The following is a 16462-nucleotide window of genomic DNA, read 5'->3' on the forward strand; positions in this document are numbered from 1 at the left end:
GCGAATCCCTTCTCACCGCCTGCGAGGAGAAGGTGCCGGCAGATGGATGAGGGCCAATCCGGCTCGCCAAACCTCACCACTCAAGCTCCAGATGCGGCCGTCCGTTTGAGGTCTTCTCGATGGTCCGCCCGCCTTCGTCGACGATTGCCGTCACCCTCTGCCGGAAGGCCGAGAAGCTTTCGAAGGTGACGACGTCCACCGGCGCGTCGAACTTGAAGGTCAGTCGGTAGTGACCAGGCTTCGCGGTCAAGGCCTGAGCCGAGAGGACTTCGCCCTCGAAGGGCTGGCCGAGATAATTGCCTCTCACCCGCGAGCCGAGTATCCACGGATTGAACGGGGGCCGGTTGCCGACGGCGGCGTGCAGCGTGTTCCAATCTCGATAGCCGTATTGGGCGGCGATCAGCTCGAGAGATTTCGAATGGCCAATCTGCTCGCCTTCGGCGGAAAGCCGGGCGCGCAAGCGTTTGGCAAGGTCCTTCAGCGTGTGCAGGGATGGAAGTGCGCGCGATTCAGGCGTCATGACAGGGTCTCCTGCTGCGGCATGCGCTCGTTCGGATGGGTGCCCGCATTGCCATCGGTTCGCATGCCTGGAGGCGTGACCGAGTCGAAAAGAGGGACTTCACCAAAGCTTGTACGCTCGCGGACGGCAGGGGCCCTCGCCCGCCGCCTCCATAGGCGAAGCGATGATTGCTGTCAAATGCAGTAATGGCGGTATGCAGGCTCGCGCTTCCGACACCACGCAATTCCTCGTTGCAGCACTTTCAAAGTTGTGGAACGACTGTGTGACGCGAGAGGAGATTTCCATGAACGAGATGACCATACTTGCATTCGCCGCCGTCGCCCTCATTGGCATTGCAACACCAGGCCCGACCGTGTTGCTGGCACTGACCAACGGGTCGCGCTATGGCGTCCGCCGCGCCGGCTACGGGATGATCGGCGCAGTGCTCTCGGACTTCGTGCTGATCGGCGCCGTGGCCCTCGGTCTCGGCGCGCTGCTCGCCGCATCCGAGTTCTGGTTCTCGGTCGTCAAATGGGCCGGCGCCGCCTACCTTGCCTTGCTTGGCTTCCAGTTGCTGCGCTCGCGCGGCACGCTCGATATCGCAGAAGGGGTGCCATCCGAGGAAGGCACCGGCACGCCGAGCTCGATTTTTGCGAAGAGCTTTCTGGTCGCGGTCACCAATCCCAAGGGATACCTGTTCTTTTCCGCCTTCCTGCCGCAGTTCATCGAACCGGCGCTGCCGCAAGCGCCGCAATACGCCGTTCTGGCTCTCGTCTTCGCATCGATCGATTTCATGGTGATGTTCGGCTATGCCATGCTCGGCTCGCAGGCCATGCGATTTCTGAAGCGATCCGGCGCGATCTGGCTGGACCGCGTGTGCGGCGGGGCGCTGGTGGCCCTGGCGGGATCGCTGGCGCTCTATCGGCGGGCCGCGAACTGACCGAAGACACCGCGCCTCAAGCGAGTTGGCTCGAACTCGCGAGTATCGTCATAAAACACTACAGCGCCCCCGCCATGCGACGGGAGCGCTGTTCAGGGTCCGCTTCCGCAGGGTTGGAGGCGGAAGAATGGTCTCAGGCGGCGCGCTTGACCGGCGGCAGGGCGAGTTTACGGCCGCTTGCGACCAGCATGCCGGCAGCGCCTTCGAGCCAGCCGTCCTTGAGCTCGAGCGCCAGGAAGCGGTTGCGCTCGAACGGGCCGGGCATGACGAGATGCTGGGTCCGCGCGGCGAAGAAGCCGAAGCGCTCGTAGTAGGCGGCGTCGCCCACAAGAAGGATAGCGCCGTGGCCACGGTTCTTGGCTTCCTGGATCGCCGCCCGCATCAGCGTGCCGCCGATCCCCTTGCCTTCATGCGCCGGGTCGACGGCGAGCGGGCCGAGTAGCAGCGCCGGCACGGCCTGCCCTTCGCAGTTTACGCCGGCCTCGACGTTCCAGAGACGCACGGTGCCAATGACATGGCCATCGACGTCGCGGGCCACGAGGGCGAGCCCCTCGGCCGGCACGCGGCCGCGCCGCAGCTTTTCAGACGACTTCCTGTGGCGGCCGGGACCCATCGCCCGGTCGAGCAGGTTTTCCCGCGCGACGACGTCGCCCGGATTTTCGGCATCGATCACAAAGGTGGACGGCGCGAAGTACGCGCGCAAGGTGTCAACAACAGCGGCCATCGGGGCCTCCCGTCATCAAAACCGCTTCAGGCGGAACTGCAAAAAATTGTGAAGTCGCCGCTCCCGCTTAAAAGCGGGAGCAGGCAGGATCAGATCACATAGGCTTTCAGCGGCTCGAAGCCATTGAAGGCGACGGCCGAGTAGGTCGTCGTGTAGGCGCCGGTGCCCTCGATCAGAACCTCGTCGCCGATCGTCAGCGAGATCGGCAGCGGGTACATGTTCTTCTCGTAGAGCACGTCGGCCGAGTCGCAGGTCGGGCCGGCAATGACGCAGGGCTCCATCTCGTCGCCATCGCGCGCCGTGCGGATCGGGTAGCGGATCGCCTCGTCCATCGTCTCGGCGAGACCGCCGAACTTGCCGATATCGAGGAACACCCAGCGGTGGCTGTCGTTGTCCGATTTCTTCGAGACGAGAACGACTTCCGCCTTGATCACGCCGGCATTGCCGACCATGCCGCGACCCGGTTCGATGATTGTCTCCGGAATGTTATTGCCGAAGTGCTTCTTCAGCGCACCGAAGATCGCCTGGCCATAGGCTTCGGCCGACGGAACGTCCTTCAGGTACTTCGTCGGGAAGCCGCCGCCCATGTTGACCATCTTAAGCTCGATGCCCTGCTTGGCAAGCTGGCCGAAGACGCGCTTGGCATCGGCGAGCGCCGCATCCCAGGCGTCGAGCTTCGTCATCTGCGAACCGACATGGAACGACACGCCGTAGGAGACGAGGCCGAGCTGATGGGCATAGACGAGCACGTCGACGGCCATCTGCGGCACGCAGCCGAACTTGCGCGACAGCGGCCATTCGGCGCCTTCGCCATCGGTGAGGACGCGGCAGAAGACACGGGCGCCCGGAGCGGCGCGCGCCACCTTCTCGACCTCTTCATGGCTGTCGACCGCGAAGAGGTTGATGCCCAGCGCATGGGCGCGGGCAATGTCGCGCTCCTTCTTGATGGTATTGCCATAAGAGATGCGGCTCGGGGTCGCACCGGCATCGAGCGCCATTTCGATTTCGGCGACGGACGCGCAATCGAAGTTGGAGCCGAGACCGGCGAGAAGGCGCAGAACTTCCGGCGCGGGGTTGGCCTTCACGGCGTAGTAGATCGCGCTGTCGGGCAGCGCATGACGGAAGGCCTTGAAATTGTCGCGCACGATGTCGAGGTCGACAACGAGGCAGGGGCCTTCGGGTCGTCGGGTGTTGAGGAAGTCGATGATGCGTGCGGTGGTCATGGCTTTATTCCCCGATCCATTAGACTCCACAACTGTGGAGGACAAAGGGCATACGCGCGCTTGCACTGGACCCAGCCGGTGGAGACCCCGGAACCATGCATGCGCTCGATGCGCGAAACGATGAATCCAAGCCCGCAAAGGCTAAGATTCGGCTTTGTCTGCCATGGATTGGAGGGAATAACCCAACCGCACTTCCGGCAATGAAGGTGTGCCTCTTCAGTAACCCCGGCTGTTGGAGAGCCGGCAGACACCAGAAAGGCCCGCACCGTCGTTGCTTCAAGATGTCCTCGCATTTCCCGGTTGGCCGGAATAGCGACTGGAGGGGTTAGTTCCAGGTACCTTACCGATACCCTCACCTAATCGAGGGTCGGCGGACACCCACAGGCACGTGCGACTTTGGGCAAGGGCGTAGGTAAGAAAAATCACTGTCGTAATCAAGAGTTTTTTCCGCTTCGCCCCTAAATTTTTCTGGACCGGACCATGGCGTGAGTGTTCACTTTCAATGAACGATCGCGGCGAGGCCGGTGCGCGCGGCAGAGACGCCCAAAAAAAGGACTCCGGAGGGAGATTTTCGGCTCCCGCACGGTGAAAAGAGAAAGTCGAATCATGGACACTTTAACCCGCATCCGCGCCTTCATCGATGTCGTGGACGCGGAGGGTTTTTCGGCCGCCGCCCGTCGTATCGGCAAATCCAAGGCGCTGTTGTCAAAATATGTCCGCGAACTCGAAGACGAGCTCGGCGCGCTCCTCCTCAACCGCACGACGCGACAGTTCTCGCTGACCGAGGCCGGCCATACCTACTACCGCACGGCATCCGAAATCCTGAAGGAGATCGACAATCTCGCCGATCTCGTGCGTGCCAACAATTCCGACCTGCGCGGCCGGCTCCGAATCACCGTGCCGCGGACCTTCGTCGATGCGGAGATCGGCCAGTCGCTGATCGATTTCGGCAAGCAGCATCCGGAACTGTCGTTGGAGATAGTCTCGGACGACCGCTTCGTCGACCTCGTCGAGGAAGGCTTCGATGTGGCGATCCGCATCACGCGGCTGGAGGATTCGACGCTGATCGCCCGCAAGCTCGACGACTTCCAGTTGCTGGTCTGCGCCTCGCCGCATTTCCTGGCGAAGGCCGGTCCGTTTGCGCACCCGACCGACCTTGCGCATGTTCCATGCATTCTCGACACCAATGGCCGCTCCTATTCCAACTGGCGTTTCATCGAGCCCGACGGTTCGCCCTTCACCGTGTCGGTGAGCGGGCCGATCGAGGTCAACAGCCCGCTTGCCGCGGCGCGCGCTGCGGTCACCGGCATCGGGATCGCGGTCCTGCCCGACTTCATCGCCCGGCCGAAGATCCTGTCGGGCGAGTTGGTGACGCTCTTTGAGGCGTTTCTCCCCAGGGACCGCGGCATCTACGCGATCTATCCGCACCGGCGCTATCTGCCGACTAAGGTTCGCACCTTCGTCGATTTCCTGCACGGCTGGTTCCGCAAGTCGCAATGAACGCGGCGAGACATGGGAGCGCGCCCGGCACTTTGCCTGCACAAGTCCCAATTTCGTCCCATTTACGGTACATTCGAGGGGCGATTCGCCCGGTCCCTCGACCGAAAAGGATTTCTAATTCCCATGAACACACAACGCCTCCCCCTGGCCGGCCTTGCGACCCTGCTGGCGCCCGGGCTCGCCGCCGCCCATCCGCACATCTTCGCCGAGGCGCGGCTGGAGATCGTCTCCGACGACAAGGGAAATATTGGCGAGCTGCGCAACGTCTGGCGGTTCGACGAGCTGTTTTCGGCAAGCGTCGTGCTCGACTTCGACAAGAACTCCAACGCCACGCTCGACCCGGACGAGCTGAAGGAGGTCGGCCAGACCGTGCTCGAGTCGCTTTCCGAGTACAACTACTACACGACGATTTCCGACAACGGAAAATCGGTAAAAGTGAGCCGGCCCGACAGCATCGCAGTCGACTACAAGGACAACCAGCTGCTGATGATGTTCGCGGTCAAGCCGGCCGAGGCGATGCCGCTCAAGGGCAAGCTCTCCTTCGGCGTCTACGACCCGACCATGTACACGGCGATGGACTTCCCGACCGACGACGATCTTACCGTAATCGGCGAGAAGATCGAGGCCTGCCAGCATCAGGTGGTGCGGCCGGATCCGGACGAGGTGCTGGCCGAGAACAAGGACACGCTCACCGACGCGTTCTGGAGCGACCCGACCGGTACCGACATGTCGAAGCTCTTCGCAACGAGGATCGAGGTCACATGCTGAACCCGCGCAGGATCGCCGGTCCGCTCGTCGCCGGCCTTCTGTTGACAGCCCTTTCGGCGACGCTCGCCATGGCGCAATCGCCGCTCGGCATCGGCTCCGCAGAGCCTTCGATCCAGACCACCGGCGTCCTCGGCGGGTTTTTCGCCTGGGTCAACATGGAGCAACAGAACTTCTATCGGCTGCTGACCGGCGCGCTCAAGGGCATGCGCGAGAACCCCTGGCAGCTCTGGTCGCTGATCGGCCTCTCCTTCGCCTATGGCGTCTTCCATGCGGCCGGGCCGGGCCACGGCAAGGCGGTGATTTCCTCCTACATGATCGCTAATGAGACGGAACTGAAGCGCGGCGTGCTGCTGTCCTTCCTTTCCTCGATCCTGCAGGGCGTCGTGGCGATCCTGCTGATCGGCGCCGTCTATCTCGTGCTGCGCGGCTCCTCCATCAACATGACTCGCGCAACCCACGCGCTCGAGGTCGCAAGCTATGCGCTGATCGCCGCCTTCGGCGGCTGGCTCGTCTTCCGCAAGCTGCGGTCGATGACGCGGCCGGCGATGGCCGTTGCTGACGGGCATGCCCATCACGACCATGGCCACGACGGCCATGATCACCCACATCGCCATCTCCACCATGATCACGGCCACGCGCATGGCCATGGCGAGGTCTGCACGACCTGCGGTCACGCCCATGCACCCGACCCACAAATGCTCAAGGGCGATCGTTTTGCGCTTAGCGAAGCCTGGTCGGCGATCGTCGCGGTGGGCCTGCGCCCCTGCTCCGGTGCCCTGATCGTGCTCTCTTTCGCGCTTTTGAACGGGCTCTATCTGGGCGGCGTTCTTTCGGTCTTCGCTATGTCGATCGGCACCGCGATCACCGTCTCGATCCTGGCGACGCTCGCCGTCACCGCCAAGGGTTTTGCGCTGCGCTATGCCTCAAGCCAATCGGCTGCGGCACGCATCTCGAACGGCATCGAAATCGCCGGCGCGCTACTGGTGCTGGTGCTTGGGCTGGTTCTGTTGGGTGCAGCGCTACAGGGCTGAGGCGCACTCAGGCTATAGGCCGCGCCGCCGCTGATGGCGGGCGCGCAGCCAGAAGATCAGGAAGAAGCCGAGCACGAAGAGCGCGCCGACGCCGGCGGCGAGCCAGGGCGAGATGTCGCCGAGCCGCACCATGATCGACGGCAGCACGAAGAAGCCGATGCCGACGACCGCCAGGGTGATCGCTGCCGCGATCGCCGCCGACCTTTCCTTTTTCTCGGGCGTGCTCACGCTCGCTCCTTTGTCGCGAGTTCCGCGCGGATATCCTCGAGACGCCGCTTCTGGCGCCCTTCGCGATCGAAATTGTCGGGAGAAAGCCAGTCCTCGAATGCGGCCTTGAGGAGAGGCCATTCGCGGTCGATCATCGAGAACCACGCCGTGTCGCGGTTGGCGTGTTTGGAAATCATGTGCTGTCGGAAAATGCCTTCAAAGGTGAAACCGAGTCGCAGGGCCGCGGCGCGGCTCGGCTGGTTTTCGCTGTGGCATTTCCACTCATAGCGACGATAGCCGAGATCCTCGAAGACGTGCCTCGCCATCAGGTAATGCGCTTCCGTCGAGAGCGGCGAACGCGCCATCGCCGGCCCGTGCGCCACACCGCCAACCTCGACGACGCCGTTGGCCGGGTCGGCGCGCATGTAGTTCGCCATCCCGACGACACGGCCGGTCGCCTTGTCGCGGAACACTTCGGTGATCCAGCCGGAATTCGCCTGAACGGCCGAGAGCCAGTCGTCGAAAGCCTCGATTCCCGAAAAATCGTCCTGCGTGAAGTATTTGAGCAGCGGGTTGATCGCCGGGCCGCCGAAGGCATCGTGCCAGAGTGGCTCGAGATGCGTCGCCCGGTCGTAGGGCTCCAGCCGGACATATCGACCCTCAATCAATACCGGCTGCGGCGCCGGGCATCCGTTCCAATTGGCAAGATCGCGCATCGACCACTCCCGCGTTCCACTTGCTTTTGGCAATAGGACAGACACCGCCGCGTTTCAAATTCAAACTCGTGATCGAACCATGAGCGGAACGGATGCGCTCCGCTCATTGCGCTGCGTCTCAGACAGAAACCTTGGCCGCCGAAACCGTCGCCTCGATGTGGTCGACAAGCGCGTCAGGCAGGCCCAGCCGGCCGGCGAGAAGTTCGAGATAGCCGCGCTCCGCCCGGCCATCCGGCTCGATGGCAAGCCGTGATGCCGTATAGATCTCGACCCGTTCTTCTTCCGTCTTGCCGGCAGCGACGATGGCGTCGAGGTCGATCGGATTGGCGAGCTCGGCTTCGAGGAAAGCCGCAGCATCCGCCGAGAGACCCGAAACGGAGAGTTTGTCCATGATCCGGCGACGCTCGGTCTCGTCGATATGGCCATCTGCCCGGGCGGCGGCGATCATGGCGCGAACGAGCACCAGCGCGAAGTCATCGCTGAGCGCCTCCGGTGCTGCGAAGCCAGAATCTGCCGGCGGCGCGGGGAGTTCCATGGGTGCACGCGACGCTGGTTGCGGCGCCTGCCCGGCCTGATAGTTCTTGTATGCCTGGTAGCCGAGGCCAGCGATCGCCGCCAGCCCGCCGAGAACAGCCGCATTGCCGGCCAGATTGCGTCCTGATTTCGTGCCGAGCAGCACGGCCGCGATCGCTCCGGACGCCAGGGGATTGCCCTTGGCGAGTTGTGTCACCTGGTCGGCGCGGCCGCGAACCGTGCCGCCGGCGCCGGGCACCTGGGAACCCAAGAACTGATCCAGCAATTTCTTCGCGTCGAACATCGGTCTCGCTCCTTAAGTTTGACGCGCGGAAGCGGCTGCCTCTCTGCGTCGTCGTTGGCGGAGTGAGACATAGGAACCGCGAGGCGAAAATACAAATACGCACCGGACCCCAAAAAGCCGGACGTGAGCCCAGCTTGCTTGATGGATAACCCTGCGTGTCGCCCGGTCAGCCTTTCAGCGCAAAGGCCTCGGCGGCCAGCTTGGTGATGCCGGCCCAGTCGCCGCCAGCAACCAGTTCCTTCGGCGCCACCCAGGAGCCACCGACGCAGACGACGTTCGGCAGCGAAAGATAGTCGCGCGCATTGGAAAGCGAAATGCCGCCGGTCGGGCAGAACAAGGTGCCGGCGAGCGGCGAGGACAGCGATTTCAGATAGGCGGCGCCGCCGGCCTGCTCGGCCGGGAAAAACTTCATGACGTCGTAGCCTTCCTCGCGAAGCCCCATCACCTCGCTCGCCGTAGCCGCCCCCGGCAGCAGCGGCACCGCGTGGTCATTGGCGACATCAATCAACTCCTGCGTCGTACCGGGGCTAACGATGAACTGCGAGCCCGCCTCCACGGCCTGTTCGAACTGCGCGGCGTTGAGGATGGTGCCCGCACCGGCAACCGCGCCTTCGACTTCGTTGGCCACGGCGCGGATCGCCTCCAGCGCCGCCGGAGTGCGCAGCGTGATCTCGATCGCCTTCAGGCCTCCGGCGACCAAGGCGCGTGCGAGCGGGACTGCAGTTGCTGCGTCGTCGATCACCAGCACCGGCACCACCGGTTGCAGCTTGAGGATGGAAAGAAGCTTGTCGGTCTTCGCGCTCATGCCCGCCGTCCTTTTAAAACGATTGAATCTGCACCCGCATACTCCGCCCGCCTGTCATTGTCGAGACCGAAAGGCCCTGCGCCGTCCGCGCCCTACAAAAGAAGGCGATCAAATATCATCTGCAACAAGAGATGGCTTGAGCCTAACCCGCAATGCGATAGTTTGATGACGGTCGACCTCTCGAATGGCAGGACATTCCATGGCGAAGGAGATAGAGCGCAAGTTCCTGGTTGCTTCCGACGACTGGAGGGGGCGCGCCGACGGTGGCATCAGGCTACGCCAAGCCTATATCGTCACCATGGATGATCGTTCGGTGCGCGTGCGAATCCATGGAAACAAATGGGCCCGCCTTACAGTCAAGATCGGCAAATCGGCCCTCGTGCGGAACGAGTATGAATACGACCTGCCCATGGACGACGCTCGCGAGTTGCTGACCCAGGCCGTCGGCATCGTCATCGAGAAGCGTCGCTATCGCGTGCCGCACAAGGGCTTCACCTGGGAGGTCGATGTTTATGAGGGAGCGCTCGAAGGCCTGGTCGTCGCCGAGGTCGAGATGAAGAAGGAGACGGACCTGCCCGCCCTTCCCGCATGGCTGGGCCGCGAGATCACCGGCGACCGCCGCTATTCCAACCAGGCGCTGGCCACCGAAGGACTGCTGGTCGCGTAACCATGACCTGCGCCTTCAGTCCGGGCCGCCTTCACCGGGGACTTTCGCGCCGTCGACACCGAGCAGCTCGAGCGCGCGGTGGCGGTGCTCAAGGATCAGCCGGCGGGCGTGCACGAAGCCATCCACGATGGGCGCAAGAGCTTCAAGCGCCCGCGCTCGCTCTACCGACTCATCGCCTGCGATGCTCCACTCTTTCAGAAGCAGGAAAACGCCCGCATCCGAGATGTGGCGCGCAATCTCTCGACCGTTCGCAACGCCGCCTGCGAAACGAGCACCGAGGCCAAGCTCTTGCGCGAGTTGCGCAAGCGCGCCCAGGACTACAGGATGAATCTGGGGCTTTTGCGAGAGACATGGCCCTCGGCGATGCAAGCGAAAAGGGCGGAGACCAAGGAACTGGTCGACGTGCTCGGCCATTTGAACGACCTCGCCACGATGACGTCCCTCATCAACGAAGAGCCGGAGCTCGCTGGCGACAGCCACAACCAGGCCCATCTCCTTTCCGCCGCCATCACCCGGCAAGAGGATCTGAGACTGGAAGCCCTGCAGCGGGCAGCGGCGGTCTTCCTCGACGACCCGGGCGAGAGCCGCATGATCGAACTGCTGTGGCTCGAGGCCGGGCGGTAAGGGGTGGGCCTTTCGGGTCCGATTCGCCGCAATTGCGCCTGGCCTGTGAAAGCTGTATTTGCGTGTCCTATGACCGACATGTTCACGACACCGCGCCTGGAGGCGCAGGGCCAGTTCCTGGTGGCCGCGCTCTATCATTTCGTTTCCTTTCCGCGCTTCGCCGACTTCCGCGAACCGCTGCAGGCGATCTGCGACGCCAACGAAGTGAAGGGTACGCTGCTTCTCGCGCATGAAGGGATCAACGGCACGATCGCCGGCACCGACGCGGGCATTGCCGCAGTGCTTGCCTATCTGCGCGCCCAGCCGGAATTCGCCCGCCTCGAGCACAAGGAAAGCCGGGCCACGGCCATGCCCTTCCTGCGCATGAAGGTGCGGCTGAAAAAGGAGATCGTCACCATGGGCGTCGAGACCATCGACCCCAACAAGGTGGTCGGTACCTATGTCGAGCCTAAGGAATGGAACGCGCTGATCGCCGATCCGGAAACGCTGGTCATCGACACGCGCAACGACTACGAGACGGCGATCGGCCTCTTCCGCGGCGCTGTCGATCCGAAGACCAAGACCTTCCGCGAGTTTCCCGACTGGGTCCGCAACCATACCGGCCTGCACAACAAGCCGAAGATCGCCATGTATTGCACCGGCGGTATCCGCTGCGAGAAGGCAACCGCCTTCATGAAGGAACAGGGCTTCGACGAGGTCTACCACCTCAAAGGCGGCATCCTGAAATATCTCGAGGAAGTCCCGGCGGAGGAGAGCCTTTGGGACGGCGCCTGCTTCGTTTTCGACGAGCGTGTCTCCGTCACCCATGGCCTCGCGGAAGGCGAGCACACGCTCTGCCATGCCTGCCGCCAGCCCCTGACGCCAGAGGACCTCCTGTCACCGCTTCACGAGGAAGGCGTCGCCTGCGTTCACTGTCACGAAGTCCGCACCGACGAGGACCGCGAGCGCTACCGGGAGCGGCAGCGGCAGATCGCATTGGCGAAGAAGCGCGGCGCGCGGCATCTCGGCAGCTGAAAGCCACGATCGCAAGAGTCAAATTTCGATCGTCGCTGCTTCGTTTCGGGCGTCGATCGCAAGTGACCCGGCCCCGGTGATCGTCGTCCAATCCGCCTCGCTGGCGAGGACCACCGGGCAGGCCCTTCCATAGAGCTCGGCCGCGACCATCGCCCCGACGGTGACGATCGCGTCGCGCGCCAGCAGCACGATACCCGCCGGACCGGTTCCGCGCCGAAGCGCTTCCGCCAGCACCGAACTCCCGGAGCTCGAGCCGCGCCCTGCCCGCATCACCAGGATACGGCCGCTCATCACTTCGTTCTTCTCCGGATGCCACTGGTCGATGATCCGGCCGGTTGCCGAGTCGAGGCCGCCCCAGAAGCTCAAGGGTTCCGTGAGCACCAGCGTTTCTGCCTCCGCCGAGCCTGCGACCAGCGTCATTGCCTGGAATTTCACTGTCACAGCCGCACCACCTTTCCGGCCCGGGCCGATGCGACACAGTCCGCTAGCGATCCGAAGGCCACCTCGACGCCGATATTGCCCGGCGCGTAATAGGCCCATTTGCCGGAATTGGTCATGACGGCGCCGGACACGTCGCGCATCACCGCGGTCACGTAGGTGCAGGTATCGATGACAAGCGTTACACCGGCTGCCCTCAGGCGCTCCTCCCAGCCGCGTCTTTGCAACTCCTCGAGCACCGCCCGATGGGTGTTGACATAGACGTCGATCACCGGCCGCGCACCGTCGATCAGCCGCATCAGCCGTTCGAACTCGGAGAGCGAGAAATGCGGTGTGCCCAGGCTGACTGCGGTCAGTGGCGTTCCGTCCGGGACCGTCGAGAGGTTATGCGCGGTTTCTCGGAGGTCCGCCGCGGTAAGCCGGATCACCTCTTCCGGCGCTCTGCCCTGGAAAGCCGCGTCGGTGGTCGGCGCCTCCGGCGTCAGCCCGACGGCATGGAAAAGCGCAACCGCACCCGCGGAAGCGGCGACGGCACCGAGCGCCTTCAGATCGTCCTCGTTCGTCGAGGCCGGCAGACCGGTGATCGCCGGCACCCGGTCGCCGCAGCGCCTGCCGATCGTGTGACCGACGGCAACGCAGGAAAGCCCCGCTTCCTCCCACTCCTCGGGCAGGCTCTCGACCTTGACGAGCACCCGGGCGCGGCGGTTCTCGCCTATATGCAGGCCGTAACAGGGCGCGCGGCCCGTCAGGGCGCAGCAGAGATCGATAAAATCGCCATAGCGGTTGGTGCGGGCGCCGAGCACGGAATTGGCAAAGACGATGGCGTTCGATTCGGCCCAGGCGATCTGGGCGCCGAAACGCGGCCGGAAGATCGTCTGATAGGGCGCGCAGGTGAAGGTCGGCACGCAGCCGAGCTCCTCATGCGCCTTCATCAGCCGCGCTCCGGCTCGGCCGACCTCGTCGCTGCCGGCAAAGAGGTCGGATGGATGAGATCGACGGAGCCGACGTTCAGCGTCGTCGGCACGCGAACACGGCCTCCGAGGTGGACCAGATGCTCGACGAAGTCGAGGCTCACCTGGCCAAGATAGAGGCAGCCGTCGATATGAGCTGCTTCGATATCGATAAAACGTTCCGCGCCGACAGCCTCTGCGAAGCGGACGAGCAGCCGCATGGCGAAGGCGGCGGCCTCGCCGTGCTCGCCGGACAGAAGCGATTTATCAGAAGATGAAAGCGCAATGGACATGCGGCCGATTAAAGACTGCTCAAGGTGCAAGTCAATTCGCCGCTTCCCCCTTACCCCGGGAGAGTCTCACATTCGTCGAGCTGAATGGCGCTCCGGTCCCAGTGCGGGCGACTGCGGGTGAAGACCGCATTGGTGGGCTCAAACAGCGACATATCGTCGAGGGTGCCGGCATAGACCGTCCAACGGTCGTGACCGGACGAGAAGATCTGGCTGCCGCAGGTGGGGCAGAAGTAGCGGATCGTGGCATTGCCGTTTTCGGCGAGCTTCTCGTAAGCGCGGAGCTCGCCCGTGACATCGACGTCGGCACGCGAGAAGATCATGTAGCAGCAATGACCGGTCCCGGTTGCCCTCTGGCAGTCTCGGCAATGACAGAAACCGGAATAAAGCGGCCTGCCTTTCGTCTCATAGCGCACCGCGCCGCACAGGCATGCACCTTTCATCACGCTCTCCCCCTCCAAAGCCAAGGAACCTAGCGCGGAGTTCTTGGCAATCAAACAAAACCGCGCACCAGCTCGTGGTGCGCGGTTTCCTACGGCGGAGATTCACCAGCCGGCGATGACCGAGCCCTTGAACGTGTCTTTGATAAAGGCCTTCACCGTGTCGTTGTGATACGACTCGACCAACGTCTTGACCCAGGGCGCGTCCTTGTCCTTGCCGCTGACAGCGATGATGTTGACGTAAGGCGCCTTCTCGCCTTCGCGGGCGATCGGGTCCTTGGAGGGGTCGAGCCCGGCTTCAAGTGCGTAGTTGGTATTGATGACGGCAGCGTCGACATCGTCTAGCGAGCGCGGCAGCTGCGCGGCATCGAGTTCGGCGAAGGTCAGGTTCTTCGGATTGTCGACTACGTCGGCCGGACCGACCTTGAGGCCAGCGCCTTCCTTGAGCTTGATCAGGCCCTTGTCGACGAGGATCAGCAGCGCGCGGCCGCCATTGGTCGGGTCGTTCGGGATCGCGACCGTCGCGCCGTCGGCGAGCTCGTCAAGGCTCTTCACCTTCTTCGAATAGACACCCATCGGGAAGTTCACGGTATAGGCGACGCTGACGATATCGAAGCCGCGGTCGGCCACCTGGTTGTCGAGATAGGGCTTGTGCTGGAAGGAATTGGCGTTGAGCTCGCCATCGGCGAGCGCCTGGTTCGGCACCACGTAATCGGAGAATTCGAGGATTTCGATATCGAGATTTTTGGTGGCCGCCACTTCCTTGACCTTTTCCATGATCTGGGCGTGCGGGCCTGGCGTCACCCCGACCTTGATGGTTTCTGCGCGGGCCGCTCCGGCCGTAAAGGCAAGGGCGAGCGAGGCTGCGAGGAGGATGGTCTTCATGTGAGGCTCCTTGGGTGTGGGAGGGCAGGAAGGGTCAGGTCTTGCGGCTGCGCTTGTCGAAGCGGCGCGCCAGACGGTCGCCGGCGCTCTGCACGAGCTGCACGAGGACGATCAGCACGACGACGACGATCAGCATGACGTCCGGCATGAAGCGCTGATAGCCGTAGCGGATGCCGAGGTCGCCGAGCCCGCCACCGCCGACCGCGCCCACCATCGCCGAATAGCCGATCAAGCTGACGATCGTCATGGTGAGCGCCAGCGTCAGCGCCGGTCGGGCCTCGGCAAGCAGCACCTTGAAGACGATCTGCACCGGCGTGGCGCCCATGGCGCGGGCCGCCTCGATCAGCCCCTTGTCGACGTCGCGGATTGCCGCCTCGACGAGGCGCGCGAAAAACGGAATTGTCGCGATCGTCAGGGGCACGATCGCCGCCTTCGTGCCGATCGAGGTTCCGGTTACCAGCCGCGTGAACGGGATGATTGCCACCACGAGAATGATGAAGGGCGTCGAGCGCGTCGCATTGACGATAAGGCCGACGGCACGGTTGACGTTCGGCGCCGGGAACAGCTCGCCCTTGCCGCTGGTCGCAAGGAAGATGCCGATCGGCAGGCCGATCAGCGCGCCGATGAAGCCGGCGATCGCCACCATCCGCAGCGTGTCGAGCGTGGCCTTGCCGATGAGCAGCAGAAGATCAGGCGACATAGCCGAGCACCTCCGTGACCAGTCCGTTCTCGGCGAAGAAACGATCCGCCTTCCCCAAGTTTTCCGGATCCGCCCCATAGGCGACGACCAGCGAGCCGTAGGGCTTGCCGCCGATCTCGTCGATCGTGCCGGCGATGATGTTGACCTCGGCGCCGATCGACTGGATGAGCTGCGAGATCAGCGGCCGCTCGGCGGCCGCGCCGAAGAAGGTAAGACGCACGACGATACGATTGCCGGGGGCGGCGGCAGGTTTCAATCCTCTGGCGATTGCCTCTGGCAGCTTCGACCCCGGCAGACCGGAAAGAAGGGCCCTAGTCGTCTCGTGCCTCGGATGGGTGAAGACGTCGAAGGTGCGGCCGCGTTCGACGATTTCGCCCTTGTCGATCACCGCCACGTCGGAGGTGACGGCCTTCACCACTTCCATCTCATGGGTGATGAGCAGCACCGTCAGCCCGAGCTCCGCATTGATCCGCTTCAGAAGCTCGAGGATCGACTGGGTCGTTTCCGGATCGAGCGCCGATGTCGCTTCGTCCGAGAGCAGCAGCTTCGGCTCGGTCGCCAGCGCCCGGGCAATGCCGATGCGCTGCTTCTGGCCGCCGGAAAGCTCGGCCGGATAGCGGGTGTGCTTGTCCGCGAGCCCGACAAGGTCGAGAAGCGGCAGCACCCGCGCCTCGATCGCATGCCGATCGATGCCGGCGATTTCCAGCGGCAAAGCGACGTTGCCGAAGACGGTGCGCGACGAAAGCAGGTTGAAGTGCTGGAAGATCATTCCGACAGAACGGCGAAGATCGCGCAGGCCCGCTTCGTCGAGTGGGCCGACGTCGACCCCATCGACGAACACCTTGCCGCCCGAAGGCTTTTCGAGGCCGTTGACCAGCCGGATCAGCGTGGATTTTCCGGCGCCGGAGCGGCCGATGATGCCGGTGATCGAGCCGCGGCCGACCGTCAGGCTGACATTGTCGAGAGCAGTGAAGGCCGCGCTCTCGCCGGATCCGGCGAAGCGCTTGGAGACGGCGTCGAAGACCACGGCGGCGTCGTCCGTCGCAATCGTGGATGTAGGGATGGTCATTGTCCGGTCGCCCCCGAAAGAGGGATCACAGCGATAGAAGGATACATGATGCTCTCGGATGTTCGAAACTCTGGTCCCTGCCACTCTGCCGGGACGGGGTGCGTGTATGGTCAGTCGGACATTCGACAACGCATTCGAAACGGGGAGCAGTTCTC

21 protein-coding genes are annotated in these 16462 nt (G+C 63.6%); 7 read left to right on the forward strand and 14 right to left on the reverse strand.

Annotated features, from left to right (window positions below; translation table 11 throughout):
- Positions 1-73: 73 nt before the first annotated feature.
- Positions 74-520: a glyoxalase superfamily protein gene (locus CO676_RS26305; protein ID WP_097523237.1), complete on the reverse strand. Its 447-nt coding sequence runs from the start codon at positions 518-520 to the stop codon at positions 74-76.
- A 283-nt stretch (positions 521-803) separates the two neighbouring features.
- On the opposite strand from CO676_RS26305, the gene CO676_RS26310 reads away from it, so the two are divergent.
- The gene (locus CO676_RS26310) at positions 804-1439 is read left to right on the forward strand and encodes a LysE family translocator (protein WP_097523238.1); all 636 of its coding nucleotides are present in this window, start codon (positions 804-806) and stop codon (positions 1437-1439) included.
- 133 nt (positions 1440-1572) lie between these two features.
- Here the strand turns inward: CO676_RS26310 and CO676_RS26315 are convergent, their stop codons facing one another.
- Entirely contained in the window at positions 1573-2163 is a 591-nt protein-coding gene (locus tag CO676_RS26315) for an N-acetyltransferase (protein ID WP_014765977.1), read from the reverse strand.
- A gap of 89 nt (positions 2164-2252) precedes the next feature.
- Positions 2253-3386 carry an ornithine/lysine decarboxylase gene (odc2, locus tag CO676_RS26320; RefSeq protein WP_014765978.1) on the reverse strand — a complete coding sequence of 378 codons (1134 nt, stop codon included), beginning with the start codon at positions 3384-3386 and terminating at the stop codon, positions 2253-2255.
- A 606-nt stretch (positions 3387-3992) separates the two neighbouring features.
- Here odc2 and CO676_RS26325 point away from each other — a divergent pair.
- The 3 genes from CO676_RS26325 (at position 3993) to CO676_RS26335 (ending at position 6685) form a co-directional block, all read left to right on the forward strand.
- Positions 3993-4886 carry a LysR family transcriptional regulator gene (locus CO676_RS26325; protein WP_097523239.1) on the forward strand — a complete coding sequence of 298 codons (894 nt, stop codon included), beginning with the start codon at positions 3993-3995 and terminating at the stop codon, positions 4884-4886.
- A gap of 123 nt (positions 4887-5009) precedes the next feature.
- Positions 5010-5654 carry a DUF1007 family protein gene (locus CO676_RS26330; protein ID WP_097523240.1) on the forward strand — a complete coding sequence of 215 codons (645 nt, stop codon included), beginning with the start codon at positions 5010-5012 and terminating at the stop codon, positions 5652-5654.
- Positions 5648-6685 carry a nickel/cobalt transporter gene (locus CO676_RS26335; RefSeq protein ID WP_014765981.1) on the forward strand — a complete coding sequence of 346 codons (1038 nt, stop codon included), beginning with the start codon at positions 5648-5650 and terminating at the stop codon, positions 6683-6685. Before CO676_RS26330 ends, CO676_RS26335 begins: the two co-directional genes overlap by 7 nt.
- 12 nt (positions 6686-6697) lie before the next feature.
- Here CO676_RS26335 and CO676_RS26340 read toward each other — a convergent pair whose 3' ends face one another.
- The 4 genes from CO676_RS26340 to CO676_RS26355 form a co-directional block, all read right to left on the reverse strand.
- A complete protein-coding gene (locus CO676_RS26340; RefSeq protein ID WP_097523241.1) occupies positions 6698-6913 on the reverse strand; it encodes a hypothetical protein in 216 nt (71 codons plus the stop codon).
- The gene (locus CO676_RS26345; RefSeq protein ID WP_014765983.1) at positions 6910-7608 is read right to left on the reverse strand and encodes a GNAT family protein; all 699 of its coding nucleotides are present in this window, start codon (positions 7606-7608) and stop codon (positions 6910-6912) included. The genes CO676_RS26340 and CO676_RS26345 overlap by 4 nt, the downstream gene beginning before the upstream one ends.
- A 118-nt stretch (positions 7609-7726) precedes the next feature.
- Positions 7727-8425, reverse strand: coding sequence for a tellurite resistance TerB family protein (locus CO676_RS26350; protein ID WP_097523242.1), 699 nt, complete (start codon positions 8423-8425; stop codon positions 7727-7729).
- A gap of 166 nt (positions 8426-8591) precedes the next feature.
- Positions 8592-9230 carry a 2-dehydro-3-deoxy-phosphogluconate aldolase gene (locus CO676_RS26355; protein ID WP_014765985.1) on the reverse strand — a complete coding sequence of 213 codons (639 nt, stop codon included), beginning with the start codon at positions 9228-9230 and terminating at the stop codon, positions 8592-8594.
- 199 nt (positions 9231-9429) lie between these two features.
- On the opposite strand from CO676_RS26355, the gene CO676_RS26360 reads away from it, so the two are divergent.
- The 3 genes from CO676_RS26360 to CO676_RS26370 all read left to right on the forward strand — a co-directional run bounded on the left by CO676_RS26360 (position 9430) and on the right by CO676_RS26370 (position 11535).
- Entirely contained in the window at positions 9430-9897 is a 468-nt protein-coding gene (locus CO676_RS26360) for a CYTH domain-containing protein (protein WP_014765986.1), read from the forward strand.
- A 78-nt stretch (positions 9898-9975) separates the two neighbouring features.
- The gene (locus CO676_RS26365; protein WP_014765987.1) at positions 9976-10521 is read left to right on the forward strand and encodes a CHAD domain-containing protein; all 546 of its coding nucleotides are present in this window, start codon (positions 9976-9978) and stop codon (positions 10519-10521) included.
- Between the two features lie 69 nt (positions 10522-10590).
- Positions 10591-11535: a rhodanese-related sulfurtransferase gene (locus CO676_RS26370; protein WP_097523243.1), complete on the forward strand. Its 945-nt coding sequence runs from the start codon at positions 10591-10593 to the stop codon at positions 11533-11535.
- Positions 11536-11553: 18 nt separating this feature from the next.
- On the opposite strand, the gene CO676_RS26375 is transcribed toward CO676_RS26370, so the two are convergent.
- The 7 genes from CO676_RS26375 to CO676_RS26400 all read right to left on the reverse strand — a co-directional run bounded on the left by CO676_RS26375 (position 11554) and on the right by CO676_RS26400 (position 16307).
- Positions 11554-11976, reverse strand: a complete 423-nt coding sequence (locus CO676_RS26375; RefSeq protein WP_041414678.1) for a DUF126 domain-containing protein — start codon at positions 11974-11976, stop codon at positions 11554-11556.
- Complete coding sequence (locus tag CO676_RS26380) at positions 11973-12905, reverse strand: aconitase X (RefSeq protein WP_245424472.1); 933 nt, start codon at positions 12903-12905, stop codon at positions 11973-11975. Before CO676_RS26380 ends, CO676_RS26375 begins: the two co-directional genes overlap by 4 nt.
- Positions 12905-13216: an aconitase X gene (locus CO676_RS36325; RefSeq protein WP_245424474.1), complete on the reverse strand. Its 312-nt coding sequence runs from the start codon at positions 13214-13216 to the stop codon at positions 12905-12907. Before CO676_RS36325 ends, CO676_RS26380 begins: the two co-directional genes overlap by 1 nt.
- 50 nt (positions 13217-13266) lie before the next feature.
- Positions 13267-13656, reverse strand: a complete 390-nt coding sequence (locus CO676_RS26385) for a GFA family protein (protein ID WP_097523244.1) — start codon at positions 13654-13656, stop codon at positions 13267-13269.
- A gap of 102 nt (positions 13657-13758) precedes the next feature.
- A complete protein-coding gene (locus tag CO676_RS26390; protein ID WP_097523245.1) occupies positions 13759-14538 on the reverse strand; it encodes a MetQ/NlpA family ABC transporter substrate-binding protein in 780 nt (259 codons plus the stop codon).
- A gap of 34 nt (positions 14539-14572) precedes the next feature.
- The gene (locus tag CO676_RS26395; RefSeq protein ID WP_014765993.1) at positions 14573-15238 is read right to left on the reverse strand and encodes a methionine ABC transporter permease; all 666 of its coding nucleotides are present in this window, start codon (positions 15236-15238) and stop codon (positions 14573-14575) included.
- Positions 15228-16307 carry a methionine ABC transporter ATP-binding protein gene (locus tag CO676_RS26400; RefSeq protein ID WP_097523246.1) on the reverse strand — a complete coding sequence of 360 codons (1080 nt, stop codon included), beginning with the start codon at positions 16305-16307 and terminating at the stop codon, positions 15228-15230. Before CO676_RS26400 ends, CO676_RS26395 begins: the two co-directional genes overlap by 11 nt.
- Positions 16308-16462 lie beyond the last annotated feature (155 nt).

The sequence above is a fragment of the Sinorhizobium sp. BJ1 genome (genome assembly GCF_002531555.1).
GTDB classification, from domain to species: Bacteria; Pseudomonadota; Alphaproteobacteria; order Rhizobiales; family Rhizobiaceae; genus Sinorhizobium; species Sinorhizobium fredii_B.

What these genes read in the sequence shown, in the direction of transcription:
- odc2 (WP_014765978.1), bottom strand. Translation starts at nt 3,386, where the DNA reads ATGACCACCGCACGCATCATCGACTTCCTCAACACCCGACGACCCGAA.
- CO676_RS26390 (WP_097523245.1), bottom strand. Translation starts at nt 14,538, where the DNA reads ATGAAGACCATCCTCCTCGCAGCCTCGCTCGCCCTTGCCTTTACGGCC.
- CO676_RS26330 (WP_097523240.1), top strand. Translation starts at nt 5,010, where the DNA reads ATGAACACACAACGCCTCCCCCTGGCCGGCCTTGCGACCCTGCTGGCG.
- CO676_RS26335 (WP_014765981.1), top strand. Translation starts at nt 5,648, where the DNA reads ATGCTGAACCCGCGCAGGATCGCCGGTCCGCTCGTCGCCGGCCTTCTG.
- CO676_RS26400 (WP_097523246.1), bottom strand. Translation starts at nt 16,307, where the DNA reads ATGACCATCCCTACATCCACGATTGCGACGGACGACGCCGCCGTGGTC.
- CO676_RS26370 (WP_097523243.1), top strand. Translation starts at nt 10,591, where the DNA reads ATGACCGACATGTTCACGACACCGCGCCTGGAGGCGCAGGGCCAGTTC.
- CO676_RS26385 (WP_097523244.1), bottom strand. Translation starts at nt 13,656, where the DNA reads ATGAAAGGTGCATGCCTGTGCGGCGCGGTGCGCTATGAGACGAAAGGC.
- CO676_RS26350 (WP_097523242.1), bottom strand. Translation starts at nt 8,425, where the DNA reads ATGTTCGACGCGAAGAAATTGCTGGATCAGTTCTTGGGTTCCCAGGTG.
- CO676_RS36325 (WP_245424474.1), bottom strand. Translation starts at nt 13,216, where the DNA reads ATGTCCATTGCGCTTTCATCTTCTGATAAATCGCTTCTGTCCGGCGAG.
- CO676_RS26345 (WP_014765983.1), bottom strand. Translation starts at nt 7,608, where the DNA reads ATGCGCGATCTTGCCAATTGGAACGGATGCCCGGCGCCGCAGCCGGTA.
- CO676_RS26380 (WP_245424472.1), bottom strand. Translation starts at nt 12,905, where the DNA reads ATGAAGGCGCATGAGGAGCTCGGCTGCGTGCCGACCTTCACCTGCGCG.
- CO676_RS26360 (WP_014765986.1), top strand. Translation starts at nt 9,430, where the DNA reads ATGGCGAAGGAGATAGAGCGCAAGTTCCTGGTTGCTTCCGACGACTGG.
- CO676_RS26305 (WP_097523237.1), bottom strand. Translation starts at nt 520, where the DNA reads ATGACGCCTGAATCGCGCGCACTTCCATCCCTGCACACGCTGAAGGAC.
- CO676_RS26355 (WP_014765985.1), bottom strand. Translation starts at nt 9,230, where the DNA reads ATGAGCGCGAAGACCGACAAGCTTCTTTCCATCCTCAAGCTGCAACCG.
- CO676_RS26395 (WP_014765993.1), bottom strand. Translation starts at nt 15,238, where the DNA reads ATGTCGCCTGATCTTCTGCTGCTCATCGGCAAGGCCACGCTCGACACG.
- CO676_RS26325 (WP_097523239.1), top strand. Translation starts at nt 3,993, where the DNA reads ATGGACACTTTAACCCGCATCCGCGCCTTCATCGATGTCGTGGACGCG.
- CO676_RS26310 (WP_097523238.1), top strand. Translation starts at nt 804, where the DNA reads ATGAACGAGATGACCATACTTGCATTCGCCGCCGTCGCCCTCATTGGC.
- CO676_RS26315 (WP_014765977.1), bottom strand. Translation starts at nt 2,163, where the DNA reads ATGGCCGCTGTTGTTGACACCTTGCGCGCGTACTTCGCGCCGTCCACC.